Below are 15,254 nucleotides of genomic sequence, written 5' to 3'. Positions count from 1 at the left end.
AGACGCAATGACGTCCCAAGACCCCGTCCTCGACATCCAGGAGAAGCCGCTCCGCGACGCGCTGAGCGAGCGGTATCTGAGCTACGCGCTGTCCACCATCATGGCGCGGTCGCTGCCCGACGTGCGCGATGGGCTGAAGCCGGTGCACCGGCGTCTGCTCTACGCCATGAGCCAGCTGCGGCTCGACCCCTCGACTCCGCCGAAGAAGTCGGCGCGCGTGGTCGGCGACGTGATCGGCAAGTTCCACCCGCACGGCGACACCTCCGTCTACGACGCGCTAGTCCGTCTGGCGCAGGACTTCGCGGTGCGCTACCGGCTGGTGGACGGGCAGGGGAACTTCGGCAACATCGACGGCGACAACGCCGCGGCCATGCGTTACACCGAAGCGCGTCTGACCGACGTCGCCAAGGCCCTGCTGGAAGGCATCGACGAGGACGCGGTCGATTTTCGCCCGACCTACGACGGCGACGGGGAGGAGCCGGCGGTTCTGCCGGCCAATTTCCCCAACCTGCTGGCCAACGGCTCCAGCGGCATCGCCGTCGGCATGGCGACCAACATCCCGCCGCACAACGCCGCCCAGCTCTGCTCCGCCCTGCGGCTGGTGCTGAAGCACAAGCTGGACTGCGTCAAGGCGGCGCTGGCCGGCAAGGAGAAGCCGGCTCCGACGAAGATCGAGGATCTGGTCACCCTGATCTCCGGCCCCGACTTCCCGACCGGCGGCGTGCTGGTCGAGCCGCGGGCCAACGTCGTCGAGGCCTACCGCACCGGCCGCGGCTCCTTCCGCCTGCGCGCCCGGTGGGAGGTGGAGAAGCTGGGGCAGGGCACGTGGCAGGTCGTCGTCACCGAGATGCCCTATCAGGTGCAGAAGGCCCGGCTGGTCGAGAAGATCGCCGAGCTTCTGACCAACCGCAAGCTGCTGCTTCTGGAGGATGTGCGCGACGAGTCGGCGGAGGATGTGCGCCTCGTCCTCGTGCCGAAGAGCCGCAACGTCGACCCCGAGGTCCTGATGGCCTCGCTGTTCCAGACGACCGATCTGGAAATCCGCTTCGCCATGAACATGAACGTGCTGGACAAGGACAATGTCCCGCGCGTCATGAACCTGTTCGAGGTACTCGACGCCTTCCTCGACCACCGGATGGAGGTGTTGGAGCGGCGGTCCCGCCACCGGCTGGCCAAGATCGACCACCGGCTGGAGGTCCTGGGCGGCTACCTGATCGCCTATCTGAACCTGGACGAGGTCATCCGCATCATCCGCGAGGAGGACGAGCCCAAGCAGGAGCTGATGCGCGCCTTCTCCCTGACCGAGGTGCAGGCCGAGGCCATCCTCAACATGCGGCTGCGCAACCTGCGCAAGCTTGAGGAGATGGAGATCCAGCGCGAGAACGACGCGCTGACCGCGGAGAGGGCCGGCCTGACGGAGCTGCTGGCGGACGAGAGCCTGCGCTGGAAGACCATCGGCAGGGAGACGGAGGAGACGCGCAAGCGCTTCGGCGAGGACCGCCGGACCCTGGTCGCCGAGGCCACGGCCGTCATCGACATCCCGGTCGACGCCATGGTGGAGCGCGAGCCGCTGACCGTGCTGTGTTCGCAAAAGGGGTGGATTCGCGCGGTGCGCGGCCATCTGACCGACGCCGAGCGCCTCGACGTCAAATACAAGGAAGGCGACAAGGAAGGCTTCTGGGTCCATTGCGAGACCACCGACAAGCTCCTTGTCTTCGGCACCAACGGCAAATTCTACACGCTGTCCGCCGACAAGCTGCCGCGCGGGCGCGGCTTCGGCGAGCCGGTGCGGCTGATGATCGATCTCGGCAACGAGGCGGACATCATCACCCTGTTCAAGCACCAGCCCGACCGCCGCCTGCTGGTCGCGTCGGAGGACGGGCGCGGCTTCCAGGTGGAGGAGAACGAGGTCGTCGCCCACACCCGCTCCGGCAAGCAGGTCCTTAACCCCGACGACAACAAGGACGCCAAGATCTGCATTCCGGCGGAGGGCGACCATGTGGCCGTCATCGGCAACAACCGCCTGCTGCTGGTCTTCCCCCTGGAGCAGGTGCCGGTGATGGCCCGCGGCAAGGGCGTGCAGCTTCAGAAGTACAAGGATGGCAGCCTGTCCGACCTGAAGGTCTTCACCATCGCCGAAGGGCTGAGCTGGAAGCACGGCGAGCGGCAGTTCAACGTCACCAACCTGACCGGCTGGCTGGGCAACCGCGCCGGCGTGGGCAAGATGCCGCCCAACGGCTTCCCCAAGGTCAACCGGTTCACCTGAACCTCTATTACCTAACGTTGCACGCAAATGGGGGGCTTTCGGCCCCCCGTTTCACTTTTGGCGGAATTTCCGACGGAAAATTCCCGAATTGGTAGGGTCGAGCCATGCTCGGGCTTGAAGTCTGCCCCGCGATTCCGGCATAGTCGTCGTATCAAAAGGAACTCGGTGCCGCCGACCGAAGGAGTGCCCCGAAGGGGGCGCCATGGGCCGGAGGAACACCGGGCGACAGGGAGGCACGCGCATGGTCACCACAGATCCGTGTGAAGGCACAGCGGCGGCTCAGGGCCCCATCGACTCCGGCAGCCCCGGTCCGTGACCCGCACGGTGACGTCGATCCGGCGTTGCCAGACAACTTCCTCAAAAACAACAGCCTTTCGGTTCGCATGCCGCGCTCCCTTTCCGGGGGCCGGAACGGCGGTGTGCGCCCACGCCGGGACGAGAGGACCCAAGGAGACCGCCATGAAACGCCGTACCTTCATCACCAGCGCCGGTGTCGGTGTCGCCGCCAGCACTTTGGCCGCGCCCGCCATCGCGCAGAGCAACCCCGAGATCAAGTGGCGCTGCGCGTCGAGCTTTCCCAAGAGCCTGGACACCATCTACGGCGGGGCCGAGCGGGTGGCCAAGCGCGTCGCCGAGATGACCGAGGGCAAGTTCCAGATCCGCACCTTCGCCAGCGGCGAGATCGTCCCCGGCCTGCAGGTGCTGGACGCCGTGAAGGATGGCACCGTGGAGTGCGGCCACACCGTCTCCTATTATTACGTCGGCAAGGACCCGACCTTCGCCTTCGACGCGGCGATGCCCTTCGGCCTGAACGCGCGTCAGCAGAACGCCTGGATGACCCATGGCGGCGGCATGGAACTGATGCGCGAGTTCTTCAAGGGCTACAACATCGTCCAGTTCGCGGCGGGCAACACCGGCACCCAGATGGGCGGCTGGTTCCGCAACGAGTTGAAGTCCGTGGAAGACCTGAAGGGCCTGAAGTTCCGCATCGGCGGCTACGCCGGCACCATCCTGCAGCGCCTGGGCGTCGTGCCGCAGCAGATCGCCGGCGGCGACATCTACCCGGCGCTGGAGAAGGGCACGATCGACGCGGCGGAGTGGGTCGGCCCCTACGACGACGAGAAGCTCGGCTTCAACAAGGTCGCCAAATACTACTACTACCCCGGTTGGTGGGAGGGCGGACCGCAGGTGTCCTTCCTCGTCAGCCTGCCGCAGTGGGAGCAGCTTCCCAAGCATTACCAGGCGATTCTCGAAGCGGCCTGCGCCGATGCGACCGCTGACATGGTCGGCAAGTACGACGTGGTGAACATGCACGCGCTGAAGCGTCTGGTCGGCGCCGGCACCGTGCTGAAGCCCTACCCGCGCGACATCCTGCAGGCTTGTTACCAAGCAACCTTCGATGTCTACGAAGAGGAAGCCGCGAAGAACGAGAAGTTCCGCAAGGTCTACGAGCAGTGGCGCAAGTTCCGCGACGAGGAATACCTGTGGTTCCGCGTCGCCGAGAACACCTTCGACAACTTCGTCTACTCCGCCCCGACGCCGAAGAAGAAGTCGTAAGGAGAAAAGCCGGACACGAAAAAGCCCCGCGAAAGCGGGGCTTTTTTGTTGCCGATAAGCGGGCAGGCTTTCCGGTTCCTCCCCCACCAAGCGGGGGGGAGGGAGTGGATGGACCGGTTACTTGTCCTGCAACTGCCGCATGAGGTCGGCGTTGGGGTCCTCGGCGGGCTGTTCCGGCGCGCCGAACGGCGGCGGCGGCTCGCCCGAATCGAAGGCCGGGATCTCGATCTTCACGTTGTCCAGATCGATCGGCTCGCCGCGGTCCAGGCCGGAGAAGACCATTTCCGGGAACATGATGACCAAGGCCACCATGATCAGCTGGATGCAGACGAACGGCACAGCGCCCCAGTAGATCTGGCCGGTGGTGATCTTCTTGATGATCTTTCCGGTGATCTTGTCCTTGTAATCCTCGCGTGGAGCGACGCTTCGCAGGAAGAACAGGGCGAAACCGAAGGGCGGATGCATGAAGGAGGTTTGCATGTTGACGCCCAGCAGGACGCCGAACCAGATCAGATCGATGCCCAGCTTCTCCGCGACCGGAGCGAGCAGCGGCACGATGATGAAGGCCAGCTCGAAGAAGTCGAGGAAGAAGGCGAGCAGGAAGACCATGATGTTGACGACGATCAGGAAGCCCAGTTCGCCGCCCGGCAGGCCGGTCAGCAGATGCTCCACCCACAGGTCGCCGTTCACGGCGCGGAACACCAGACCGAAAACCGTCGAGCCGATCAGGATGAAGATGACGAAGGAGGACAGCTTGGCCGTCGTGTCCATCGCCTGACGCATCAGCGACCAGCTCAGCTGCCGCTTGATGAGCGCCAGGATCATGGCGCCCGCGGCACCCATGGCGCCGCCTTCCGTCGGCGTCGCGATGCCGAGGAAGATGGTGCCCAGCACCAGGAAGATCAGGACCAGCGGCGGCACCAGCGAGGTCAGCACCCGGAACAGCAGCTGGAAACCGCGCAGGGAGCGGGCCTCCAGCGGCAGGGCCGGGGTGAACTCGGGGCGGACGATGCTGGTGACCAGGATGTAGCCGGCATAGAGACCGGTCAGCACCAGTCCGGGGACCAGGGCGCCGGCGTACATGTCGCCGACCGAGCGGCCGAGCTGGTCGGCCAGGATGATCAGCACCAGCGACGGCGGGATGATCTGGGCCAGCGTGCCCGACGCCGCGATGACGCCGGTGGCGACCCGCCGGTCATAGCCGTAGCGCAGCATGATCGGCAGCGAGATCAGGCCCATCGAGATGACCGACGCGGCCACCACGCCCGTCGTGGCGGCAAGCAGCGCGCCGACGAAGATCACCGCGTAGGCCAGACCGCCGCGCAGCGGGCCGAAGAGCTGCCCGACCGTGTCGAGCAGGTCTTCGGCCATGCCGGATCGTTCGAGGATCAGCCCCATGAAGGTGAAGAAGGGAATGGCCAGCAGCGTGTCGTTGCGCATGATGCCGAAGACGCGCTCCGGCAGCGCCTGGAACAGCGCCGGGGTCAGGAGACCCAGCTCGATGCCGATCAGACCGAAGAGAAGGCCGTTCGCGGCGAGCGCGAAGGCGACCGGAAAACCCATCAATAGGAAAAGAACAAGCGCCGCGAACATCAGCGGCGCCATGTTCTCAATGAGGAAGGCGGCCATCGTGTGTGGTCCCCGGTCTCTTAGGAGTGGCTGTGCATCTTCTCGCCGGGCTGGTCAATAAGACCGGCCAGGAAGGCGACGCGCTTGATCAGCTCGGACACCGCCTGCATGGTCAGCAGGAAGAAACCGGCGGGAACCAGGATCTTGGCCGGCCAACGGATCAAGCCGCCGGCGTCGCTCGACATTTCCTTGGTGATGAAGCTGTCCCAGAACATCGGCCAGGAGAGCCACATGATCAGGATGGCCATCGGGAACAGGAAGAAGAGGATCCCGAAGATGTCCACCATGCACTGGACACGCCTTGAGAAACGGCCGAGCACGATGTCGATGCGGATGTGTTCGTTGCGCAGGAAGGTGTAGCCCGAGCACAACAGGAAAATCGCGGAGAACAAGTACCATTGCAGCTCAAGCCAAGCGTTGGAGCTGTAATGGAGGCTGTAGCGTATGATCGCGTTGCCGGCGCTGACAATCACGGCGACCAGCACCAGCCAATAGACGAGCTTGCCGATGCCGTCGTTGACAGCATCGATCAGCCCGCTGATTCGGAGCAGGAACCTCAACGGAGAGCCTCCCTGTTGGTTTGGAACGGGTGTATCCCCGTCCGTTCCTTTTGTTGCCCTGTGAACGGTGGCGCTGGGCGCCGGTTCAATCTTTTATGGTAACACCATGGGGTGTTTGCTGCGGCAATATTCCGCAGGAGACCCCGGCAGCGCAAGAGCTTGAAAGCCTTTATACGTGATTGCCCCAATAGTCACCGATCACAGGCAATCCGGCGGTCGGTCGGTCAGTCTTCCGGATCGTTCGGCAGGCGGAACCAGCCGTCACGGCCCAGCGCCTCCAGCGGGCGGAACTTGGCCTTGTAGGCCATCTTGCGGCTCTGGGCGATCCAATAGCCGAGATAGACGTAGGGCAGTCCGTCCGTTTGGGCGCGTTCCAGCAGGCTGAGGATCATGAAGCTGCCTAGGCTGCGGCGGTCCTGGCGGGGGTCGTAGAAGCTGTAGACCGCGGAATAGCCGTCGGTCAGCCGGTCGGTCAGCATGCAGCCGACCAGCCGCCCCTCCGTGTCGCGGGCTTCGAACAGGCTGGTGTCCGCCCGCCCCTCGTCGATCATGGCGGCAAAGTCGGCCATCGCCATGCGCGCCATGTCGGACTCGCCGTGGCGGGAGTTCTGGTAAAGCGAGAACAGCCGGTACTGCTCCGTCGTGGCCGCGGCGGGCGCCTCCGCCAGGGTCAGGTCGCCGTTGGCCCGGCGGACGCGCTTCTGCGACCGGGTGGGGACGAAGGACCCGACCGGGATGCGGACCGGAACGCAGGCCTGGCAGTTCGGACAGACCGGCCGATAGACGATGTCGTGGCTGCGCCGGAAGCCGGCGCGCGACAGGGTGGAGTTGACCTCCGCCGAATAGGGGCCCAACAGCCGGGTGAACAGCTTGCGCTCCACCCGTCCCGGCAGATAGGGGCAGGGCATCGGCCCGGACCGGAAGAACTGCTGGAGCGGGCGGAGTTGCGGCTGGATGACCGACATCGGCTGGCTGACTTCTGAATCACCGGCCCGGGGGCCGGCTGTTGGGGTTCGGCGGCTGGAAGAGGATGCTGAACAGAGGTTATTGGGATTGGCTCTGGGTCATGACGACGGTGTCCTGGCCGAAGAAGGCGCGTCCGATCTCGGTGGTGATCCCGCAGAGCTGGGCCTGCACGCCGTCCAGATACTCGTGCAGGCCGAACTGGATCACCTCCTCGATCGGGCGGGCCAAAAGCGCGCCGAGCAACTCGTCCACCTTCTCCATCGCGTCACTGCCGTTGCGCAGGGTGTAACGGGACTTCAAACGGGTCAAGAGGCCGTCGATCTGTCGCACACACATCACAACGGATCGCGGGAAGCCCTCGTTGAACATCATGAAGCCGGCGACCGTGGTGGGCGACATGCCGCGCGGGTAGACTCGCCGGAAGGCGTGGTACCCGGCGGCGGAGCGCAGCACCGTCGTCCACTGGCTCATGTCCAGCGTGGAGCCGACCACCACGGGGGAGGGCAGCAGCGTGTGGTACTTGATGTCGAGCAGGCGGGTGGTCTGGTCCGCCCGCTCGATGTACTTGCCGAGCTGGTAGAAGTACCAGCCCTGGTCGCGGTAGAAGGTGCCCTCGGTGATGCCGGTGTGGGTTTGGCACTCCTCCTTGATCCAGGTACAGACCTTGGACAGGTTGGACAGAGCGACGTCCTTGCCGTTCATCTCCACCAGCTTGTTGTGGAACACGTTGATCTGCGTCCACATTTCGGTGGAGATCCACGGGCGCAGGACGCGGGCATTCTCCCGCGCCATGCGCAGCATGGACACCAGCGAGTTCGTGTTCTGGGTGTCGAACATGTAGTAATGGACCACCGCTTCCGCCGTGGGGCGGTCGTGGCGGCTGAAGAAGTCCTTCTCGTCGGCGTTGAGCTGGACGATGGAGAACCAGTTGGTCATCCCCCGCGTGTCGCGCGCGAAGGTCTCATGCACGTCCAGGATCCGGGCGAGATTCTCGGCGCGCTCCATGTAGCGCGCCATCCAGAAAATGCATTCGGCGTAACGGGCCAGCAGATTCACGACGCGCTCCCTTCCTGTGACCCATCCTGGAGGACCCAGGTGTCCTTGGACCCGCCGCCTTGCGACGAGTTGACGATCAGCGTGCCCTTCTTCAACGCCACGCGGGTCAGACCGCCGGGCAGGACCCAGGTGTTCTTTCCCGTGATGGCGAAGGGGCGCAGGTCGACGTGGCGGGGATCGATGCCGTCGTCGGTCACGGTGGGGCAGACCGACAGGTCGACCACCGGCTGGCTGATGTAGTTGGACGGATCGGCCAGCAGCTTGGCCCGGCAATCCGCCAACTCCTCCTTGCTGGCGCGCGGGCCGATGGTGATGCCGTAGCCGCCGGCCTCGCCGACCGGCTTCACCACCAGCTTGTCCAGGTTGTCCAGCGTGTACTGCAGCGCGTCGGCCTCGCGGCAGATGCGCGTGTCCACGTTGGGGATGATCGCCTCCTGGTCCAGGTAGTATTTGATCATCCGCGGGACGTAGCAGTAGATCGCCTTGTCGTCCGCCACGCCGGTGCCGATGGCGTTGGCCAGCGCCACGTTGCCCTTGCGGTAGGCCTCCATGATGCCCGGCACGCCCAGCATGCTGTCCGGGTTGAAGGCCTTGGGGTCGAGGAAGGCGTCGTCGATGCGGCGGTAGATCGAATCGACTCGCGCCAGACCGTTGGTGGTCTTCATGTAGACGCGGTCGTTCTCCACCACCAGATCGCGGCCCTCGACCAGCGGCACGCCCATCTCGCGCGCCAGGAAGATGTGCTCGAAATAGGCGGAGTTGTAGGAGCCGGGCGACAGCAGCACGACCTGCGGGTCGGCCACGTCCTGCGGCGCGATCTCCATCATCGCGTCGAGCAGCTTGTGTCCGTAATTGTCCACCGGACGGATGCCGATGTCCTGCATCAGGTCGGGGAACACGCGCTGCATCATGTGGCGGTTCTCGACCACGTAGGATACGCCGGACGGCACGCGCCCGTTGTCCTCCAGCACGCGGAAGGTCCCCTCGCGGTCGCGGACCAGATCCGTGCCCATGATGTGGATGTAGGTGTCGAACGGCACGTCCAGCCCGACCATCTGCGGCCGGAAGCAGCCGTTGCCCAGCACGAGGTCGGCGGGGATCACCCCGTCCTTCAGGATCTTCTGGTCGTGGTAGATGTCGTGGAGGAACAGGTTCAGCGCCGTGACGCGCTGGGTGATTCCCGCCTCCAGATGCGCCCATTCCTTGGCCGAGATGACCCGGGGAATGATGTCGAAGGGAAGAATCCGGTCCACCGCATCCTTGTTCGAATAAACGAGGAAGGTGATGCCCAGATTGTACAGTTCACGTTCGGCGTCCTGCGACCGCCGCAACAGATCCCCGAAGTTCAGACCGGCAAGTCTCTGCCGGATCAGCGCCGAGTGCTCGGCTGGATAATCACGGCCTCCGAACAATTCGTCGTAGTAAAGACCGGGATCATAGTTCGTCAAAAGGTCATTCGCCTTGCCTTCGGGTACGCTCACAGACTCCCCCGCAGCTAACGCCCTTGATTGACCGATGCCGTATGGCAATGGTGTCTGCCGCGAAGTATGAACCATCGCTTCGCCTTTTGAACAGGGCAAACATTCCCCGCGTTGTGCGGCGCATCGACAAAACAAGAAGAGGTACGTTCAAAGGCAAGGAACTAACGCCTTGGTACCAGCGCCGCATCAGCTTTGGTATCAATTCGTGGCGGCGGGTGCGGCTGCGGTCTTGCTTTCGCGCAGCAACACCATGCTGATGCGGCGGTTGCGCGGACTGCCCGGCTGCTCGGGCACCAGCAGATCGCGGTCGGCGCGGCCGATCACGTCTTGGACGCGCTCCTCCGGGATGCCGCCGGCGATCAGGGCGCGGCGGGTGGCGTTGGCGCGTTCGGTTGAGAGGTCCCAATTGTCGCGCCCGGCCCCGGAGGTGAAGGGGATGCCGTCGGTGTGGCCGCTGATCGACAGCTTGTTGGGCAGCTTGGCGAGCGCCTTGGCCACCTGCATGACGAGCTGGCGGGTCTGCGGGTACATCTGGCCCGACCCGCCGGGGAACATCGAGACGCGGTCCTGGTCGACGATCTGGATTCGCAGGCCCTCGGGCGTCTGGTCGATCATCAGGTTCTGGGCCAGCGGCTCCAGCTCCGGCACGGATTGGATGGCCTGACGGATCTCGGTGGCGGCCTGCTGGAACTGGCGGGCTTCCTTCTGGGCGTCCTGCAGCTTCTCGCCGCCTTCCTTCACCCGTTCCGCGAAGTCGGACAGCCGTTCCCCCGGCTTCTGGCCAGGAATGCCGAGTTGCTTGGCCTGCTCCTCCAGTCGCTTCTGGTAGTCGAGCCGCGACTCGTTGGATTTCTGCTCGGCGGTCGATGCGGGCGGTGGCGGGGCGGCGTCGGTCGGGTCGTTCGCCTCGTCGTCCTCCTGAGTCGAATGGCCGGGCGGGCCGGAGACCGGAACGTCGGCGGACATCGGGGACGAGGGAGAGATCTGGGCGCCCGGCGCGGTGATGGTGCGCCCGCCCAGCATGCCGCCGGACCCGGAGCTTTCACGGCTGACCGACGTCGGCGAGAAATAGTCCGCGATGCCCTTGCGCTGGTCCGACGTGGTGACGTTGAGCAGCCACAGCAGCAGGAAGAAGGCCATCATCGCCGTCACGAAGTCGGCATAGGCGACTTTCCACGCGCCGCCATGATGGCCGCCGTGGCCACCCTTCTTCTTCTTGATGATGATCGGCCGTTCGCCGCCGGACGGGTTCGCTGACATGAAGCCTTGGCTGAATGGGGCCTTGAGGTCGGGAATTCGCGGCCAGTGCGGACGCCCGAAGGGTGGGCCATCATCCTTAAGATCCATTTAATGCGATGGATGGCGGCTTCCGGCCAACGCGGCAGGCGGCCGCTTCCGTGCGGTCCGGGGCAGATGCGGCTTGCACCGAGGGTCCGGCTGGGATAATCCCGCTGTTTCGCCGTCGCACCCTCGCCCCAATAACCGACGAGCCCACACAGGCCGCCATGACCATCGACTCTCGGGCATTCCGCAATGCCCTCGGATGCTTCGCCACCGGCATCGCCGTGGTCACCACTGTCGCCCCGGACGGCGAGCCGATCGGCGTGACCGTCAACTCCTTCTCGTCGGTGTCGCTCGACCCGCCGCTGGTGCAGTTCTGTCTGGGCCGCGCGGCCATGTCGTTCGAGGCCTTCACCACCGCGCCGTCCTTCGCGGTGAACATCCTGGCCGAAGGGCAGGCGGAGCTGTCCAACCGCTTCTCGCGCCGCGACCTGCAGGAACGCTGGGACGGGGTGGGTGTCGAGCGCTGGGACAGCGGCGTGCCGATCCTCACCGGCTGTCTCGCCAGCCTGGAGTGCGGCCGGGAGCATGTCTATGACGGCGGCGACCACGTGATCATCGTGGGCCGCGTCCGCCGCCTGTCCGGCAGCGAGGACGGGAAGCCGCTGCTCTATTTCCGCGGCGCCTATGCGCAGCTTCCCTGAGCCGGGTCCAGGTCAGGAAATATCCGTCATCAGCTCCGTCGGAAAGCCCGCCTCCTCCATGTGGGCGACAAGGCGCTGGACGTGGCTGCGCCCGCGGGTTTCCAGCACCACGTCGATCTCGGCCATGCGCACCGGCACGTCGTGGAACAGGCGCTGGTGGTGCACCTCCACGATGTTGGCGCCGGCCTCGCCGAGCAGGCGGGCGACCCGGGCGAGCGCGCCGGGGGCGTCGGTGATGCCGATGCGCAGCCGCACCATGCGCCCCTCGTAGACCAGCCCGCGCGTCAGCACCTGCGCCAGGATGCGCGCGTCGATGTTGCCGCCGGAGACGACGACGCCCACCCGCTTGCCGCGGAAGCGCTCCGGGTCGTCCAGCACAGCGGCCAGCCCCGCCGCTCCGGCGCCCTCGGCGACCAGCTTCTGCACGGTGGCGAGGCGGTAGACGGCCTCTTCCAGCCGTTGCTCGCCCACCTCCACCACCACGTCCACATGCCGGCGGACCAGCGGCAAGGTGACGGCGCCGGGGGCCTTGACGGCGATGCCGTCGGCGATGGTGGCGCCGCCGCAGGTGATGGGCTGCCCGGCCAACGCCTGTCGCATGGACGGGAACATGGCGCACTCCACCCCGATCACCGCGATGTCCGGCTTCAACGCCTTGGCCGCCACCGCCATGCCGCCGATCAGCCCGCCGCCGCCCACCGGCACCACCAGCATCTCCAGGTCCGGCGCGGCGTCGAGCAGCTCCAGGGCGGCGGTGCCCTGGCCGGCGGCGATCAGCGGGTCGTCGTAGGGGTGCACGAAGGTCAGCCCCTCGCGCGTCGCCAGCTCCTGGGCGTAGGCCGCCGCGTCGCTCAGCGTCTCGCCGTGCAGTTCGACCCGCGCGCCGAGGCTTTCCGTGCGCTCCACCTTGGTGAAAGGGGTGAAGGAGGGCATCACGATGACCGAGCGGATGCCCAGCCGCGTGGCGTGGCAGGCCACCGCCTGGGCGTGGTTGCCCGCCGACATGGCGATCACCCCCGCCCGCCGGTCCGCCTCGCCCAGCGACAGCAGCTTGTTGAGCGCCCCGCGTTCCTTGAAGGAGCCGGTGAGGTGCTGGTTCTCCAGCTTCAGGACCACCGAGCAGCCGGTGATCTCGGACAGGCGGGGCGAGGCCTCGGTGGGGGTGACGGGGAGGTGGCCCGCGATCCGCGCGGCGGCGGCGCGGACGTCGTCCAGGGTTAGAGTCGGTGCTGGCTCGGTCATTGGGAACTCTCTGGACGGGTGGGGGAAAGCGTCAGCAGCGTGGCGCCGTCGCGGGCGAGCGTGCCGCGGTCGCCGGCCAGCCGCAGGCCCGCCCCGTCGCGCCATCCCTGCACCAGATCCCCCCAATGGGGCGACAGCGGGTTGCCCGACTGGCCGGTGGCGATGGAGAAGCGGGAGTTGCCGAGGTCCGCCAGATCGTAGACCGCGCGCAGCCCCGGACCATGAACGTGGGAGAAGGGGACCTGTGGGTCGCGCACGCGGGTGGTGCCGCGGTTGACGGTGAAGGCGCCGCCGCCGGTCGGGATGGACAGGTCGAACAGTTGGCCGAGCAGCGGCACTTGGCCCAGCAGCCGGTGGTTCAGGGCGGCCTTGTGCTCCGCCCCCCAGCGCCAGTTGGTCATGTCCGCTCCGTGGCGCCGCTCGATCTCCGCCAGCGCCGTCTTCAAGGCTCCGGCCAGCATGGCGGTGCAGTCCTCGCGGGCCGGCGTCGTCCGGTCGTCACACCACTGCGGCGCCTGGGTCAGCACGCGGTGCAGGGCGCGGGGGCGCAGGTCCCAGTAGCTCTGGAACAGCGGCCCCAGCTCGTCGGCGAAGACGCTGCGCACCAGTTCCCGCTCCCACCAGGAGAAGATCAGCGGCTCGGCCCGGTCGCGATCCATCCGTCCGTCCCAGCCGGCCAGACGGTCCAGCGCGGCGCGGGCCTGTCCGTTGAGATCGGGCACGCTGCGCAGCGGCTCCAGCATCAGGAGCAGCAGGTCGCGCGCCGGCAGGGACAGCTCGTCCATCTGCTGGGCGGCGACCTCCTCCACCGTGTGCGGGCCGTCGCCGAGCATCTGCACGATCCGCTCGGCGCGGGCGGGGTCCGGCCATTCGGTCGCCAGGGCGTAGGGGTAGCCGGGGCCGACCACCGCGTTGTTGGCGTTGACGAACTGGCCCGACGGCGGATCGACCGCCTGGGGCAGAGCGTCGAAGGGGATGTAGCCGATCCAGTCGTATTCGCCGGTCCAGCCCGGCACCGGAACGCGTCCGTCGCCGCCGCGCCGCACCGGAACCAGCGCCGGCGACAGGAAGCCCAGCGTCCCCGCCGTGTCGGCGTAGACGACGTTCTGCTGCGGCGCCACGTGGAGGAACAGCGCCTCGCGCACCGCCGCGGCGTCGGCGGCGTGGTTGAGGCGGTACAGCGCCTCCGCCGTGGTGTCGGCGGCGGTCAGGCCGGGGAAGGCCAGCGCCAGCACATGACCCTCCGGCGCGGCGTCGGCGGCGTCCGGCGTGGTCAGCACCGGGCCGTGCCGCGTCTCGCGCACCGTCAGCGTCTCGTCCGGCTGGCCGGCGATGCGGATCGTCTCCTGGCGCGTCTCGAAGGCCGCGCTGCCGTCCGGGGTCAGGTAGCGACCGGGGTCTTGCGGGTCGAGCTTCTCGATGAACAGGTCCTGGGTGTCGCTGTGGGTGGTGGTGAAGCCCCAGGCGACGCGCCCGTTGTGCCCCAGGATGTGAAGCGGCACGCCGGGGATGGTCGCTCCGGCGATGCGGTGCTCCGGAGTCACGATGCGCGCCAGATACCATAGGATCGGCGCCTCCAGCCCGAGATGGGGGTCGTTGGCGATGATCGGCTTGCCGGTCGGGCTGCGCGCCCCGGTCAGCGCCCACTCGTTGGACGCGGTGTCGAAGCCAAGATCGGGCAAGGCGGCCAGCGCGCCCCGCAGGTCCATGCCGTCGAGCGTCGCCGCCAGGGTCACCGGGGCGGCGGGGTCGGAGTCCGGGAACAGGTCGTGCATCTGCTCCGGCGTCAGGCTTTTCAGGGCGCTGGCGCGGAACAGCTCGTCCCGCGAATCGCCGGAGAGTTGGAGCGCCATCAGCTTGCCCCAGACGAGGCTGTCGGCGGGGCGCCAGGGCTCCGGCGTGTGGCGCAGGAGTTGGAATTCGATGGGCAGCGCCTCGCGGCGCGTCTCCATCCAGGCGTTGACCCCGGCGGCGTAGGCGTCGAAGGCCGTGCGAGCCTCCGGCGACAGCTCCTCATAGGCTTCCTCGGCCCGGCGGTGGACGCCCAGCGTGCGCATGGAGCGGTCGAGCCGCAGCGCCCAGTCGCCGAAGCGCGTGCCGACCAGCTCGGCGAGCCGCCCGGCGGCACCGCGCCGCATGGTCTCCATCTGCCACAGCCGGTCCTGCGCGTGGACGTAGCCGAGCGCGAAATAGGCATCCCGCTCGGTGGCGGCGAAGATGTGCGGGATGGCGTTGCGGTCGCGCAGGATCTCCACCGGGCCCTCGATCCCCGGGACGGTGACCGCGCCTTCGTAGGCCGGAGTCTGCTGGCGAAGCCACAGCAGGAATCCGCCCGCCCCCAGCACCGGCACCGCGATCACCAGGGCGAGAACGGCGAACAGCATGGCCAGGGGCTTGCGGACGGCGCGGGGAATCATTTGGGGCCAGGGCTCTGAATGGGGGCTCAACAGACAGAGATGGGGATGGGGGCGGCCCGGGGCCATGCTCGCCGATCTCGATCGCTTCCGCCCGC

11 protein-coding genes are annotated in these 15,254 nt (G+C 66.9%); 3 read left to right on the top strand and 8 right to left on the bottom strand.

Translation table 11 applies throughout. From position 1 onward, the window contains the following. Positions 1-7 precede the first annotated feature (7 nt). Both parC and ACWPXE_RS06070 read left to right on the top strand, forming a co-directional pair. Complete coding sequence (parC, locus tag ACWPXE_RS06075; RefSeq protein ID WP_454017083.1) at positions 8-2,266, top strand: DNA topoisomerase IV subunit A; 2,259 nt, start codon at positions 8-10, stop codon at positions 2,264-2,266. 459 nt (positions 2,267-2,725) lie between these two features. After that, positions 2,726-3,823 (top strand): TRAP transporter substrate-binding protein, encoded by a 1,098-nt coding sequence (locus tag ACWPXE_RS06070; RefSeq protein ID WP_237905223.1) that lies wholly within the window; start codon positions 2,726-2,728, stop codon positions 3,821-3,823. A gap of 117 nt (positions 3,824-3,940) precedes the next feature. Here the strand turns inward: ACWPXE_RS06070 and ACWPXE_RS06065 are convergent, their stop codons facing one another. The 6 genes from ACWPXE_RS06065 to ACWPXE_RS06040 form a co-directional block, all read right to left on the bottom strand. Then, positions 3,941-5,452, bottom strand: coding sequence for a TRAP transporter large permease (locus tag ACWPXE_RS06065; RefSeq protein WP_454017082.1), 1,512 nt, complete (start codon positions 5,450-5,452; stop codon positions 3,941-3,943). A 20-nt stretch (positions 5,453-5,472) separates the two neighbouring features. Continuing rightward, positions 5,473-6,012, bottom strand: a complete 540-nt coding sequence (locus ACWPXE_RS06060) for a TRAP transporter small permease subunit (RefSeq protein ID WP_237905221.1) — start codon at positions 6,010-6,012, stop codon at positions 5,473-5,475. Positions 6,013-6,236: 224 nt separating this feature from the next. Beyond that, positions 6,237-6,977, bottom strand: coding sequence for an arginyltransferase (locus ACWPXE_RS06055; protein ID WP_454017081.1), 741 nt, complete (start codon positions 6,975-6,977; stop codon positions 6,237-6,239). 79 nt (positions 6,978-7,056) lie between these two features. Continuing rightward, positions 7,057-8,034 carry an alpha-E domain-containing protein gene (locus ACWPXE_RS06050; protein ID WP_454017080.1) on the bottom strand — a complete coding sequence of 326 codons (978 nt, stop codon included), beginning with the start codon at positions 8,032-8,034 and terminating at the stop codon, positions 7,057-7,059. Continuing rightward, a complete protein-coding gene (locus tag ACWPXE_RS06045) occupies positions 8,031-9,482 on the bottom strand; it encodes a circularly permuted type 2 ATP-grasp protein (protein ID WP_454017079.1) in 1,452 nt (483 codons plus the stop codon). The genes ACWPXE_RS06050 and ACWPXE_RS06045 overlap by 4 nt, the downstream gene beginning before the upstream one ends. A 231-nt stretch (positions 9,483-9,713) precedes the next feature. Further along, positions 9,714-10,775 (bottom strand): flagellar motor protein MotB, encoded by a 1,062-nt coding sequence (locus ACWPXE_RS06040; protein WP_237905217.1) that lies wholly within the window; start codon positions 10,773-10,775, stop codon positions 9,714-9,716. 245 nt (positions 10,776-11,020) lie between these two features. Between ACWPXE_RS06040 and ACWPXE_RS06035 the strand changes: the two genes are divergently transcribed. Next, positions 11,021-11,500, top strand: coding sequence for a flavin reductase family protein (locus tag ACWPXE_RS06035; RefSeq protein ID WP_454017078.1), 480 nt, complete (start codon positions 11,021-11,023; stop codon positions 11,498-11,500). A 12-nt stretch (positions 11,501-11,512) separates the two neighbouring features. Here ACWPXE_RS06035 and ACWPXE_RS06030 read toward each other — a convergent pair whose 3' ends face one another. Together ACWPXE_RS06030 and ACWPXE_RS06025 are read right to left on the bottom strand one after the other, a co-directional pair. Further along, complete coding sequence (locus tag ACWPXE_RS06030; RefSeq protein WP_454017077.1) at positions 11,513-12,742, bottom strand: threonine ammonia-lyase; 1,230 nt, start codon at positions 12,740-12,742, stop codon at positions 11,513-11,515. Continuing rightward, a complete protein-coding gene (locus ACWPXE_RS06025; protein WP_454017076.1) occupies positions 12,739-15,159 on the bottom strand; it encodes a penicillin acylase family protein in 2,421 nt (806 codons plus the stop codon). The genes ACWPXE_RS06030 and ACWPXE_RS06025 overlap by 4 nt, the downstream gene beginning before the upstream one ends. Positions 15,160-15,254 lie beyond the last annotated feature (95 nt).

The organism is Azospirillum sp. Marseille-Q6669 (genome assembly GCF_965111635.1).
This window is presented reverse-complemented; position numbering and strand designations above follow the sequence as displayed.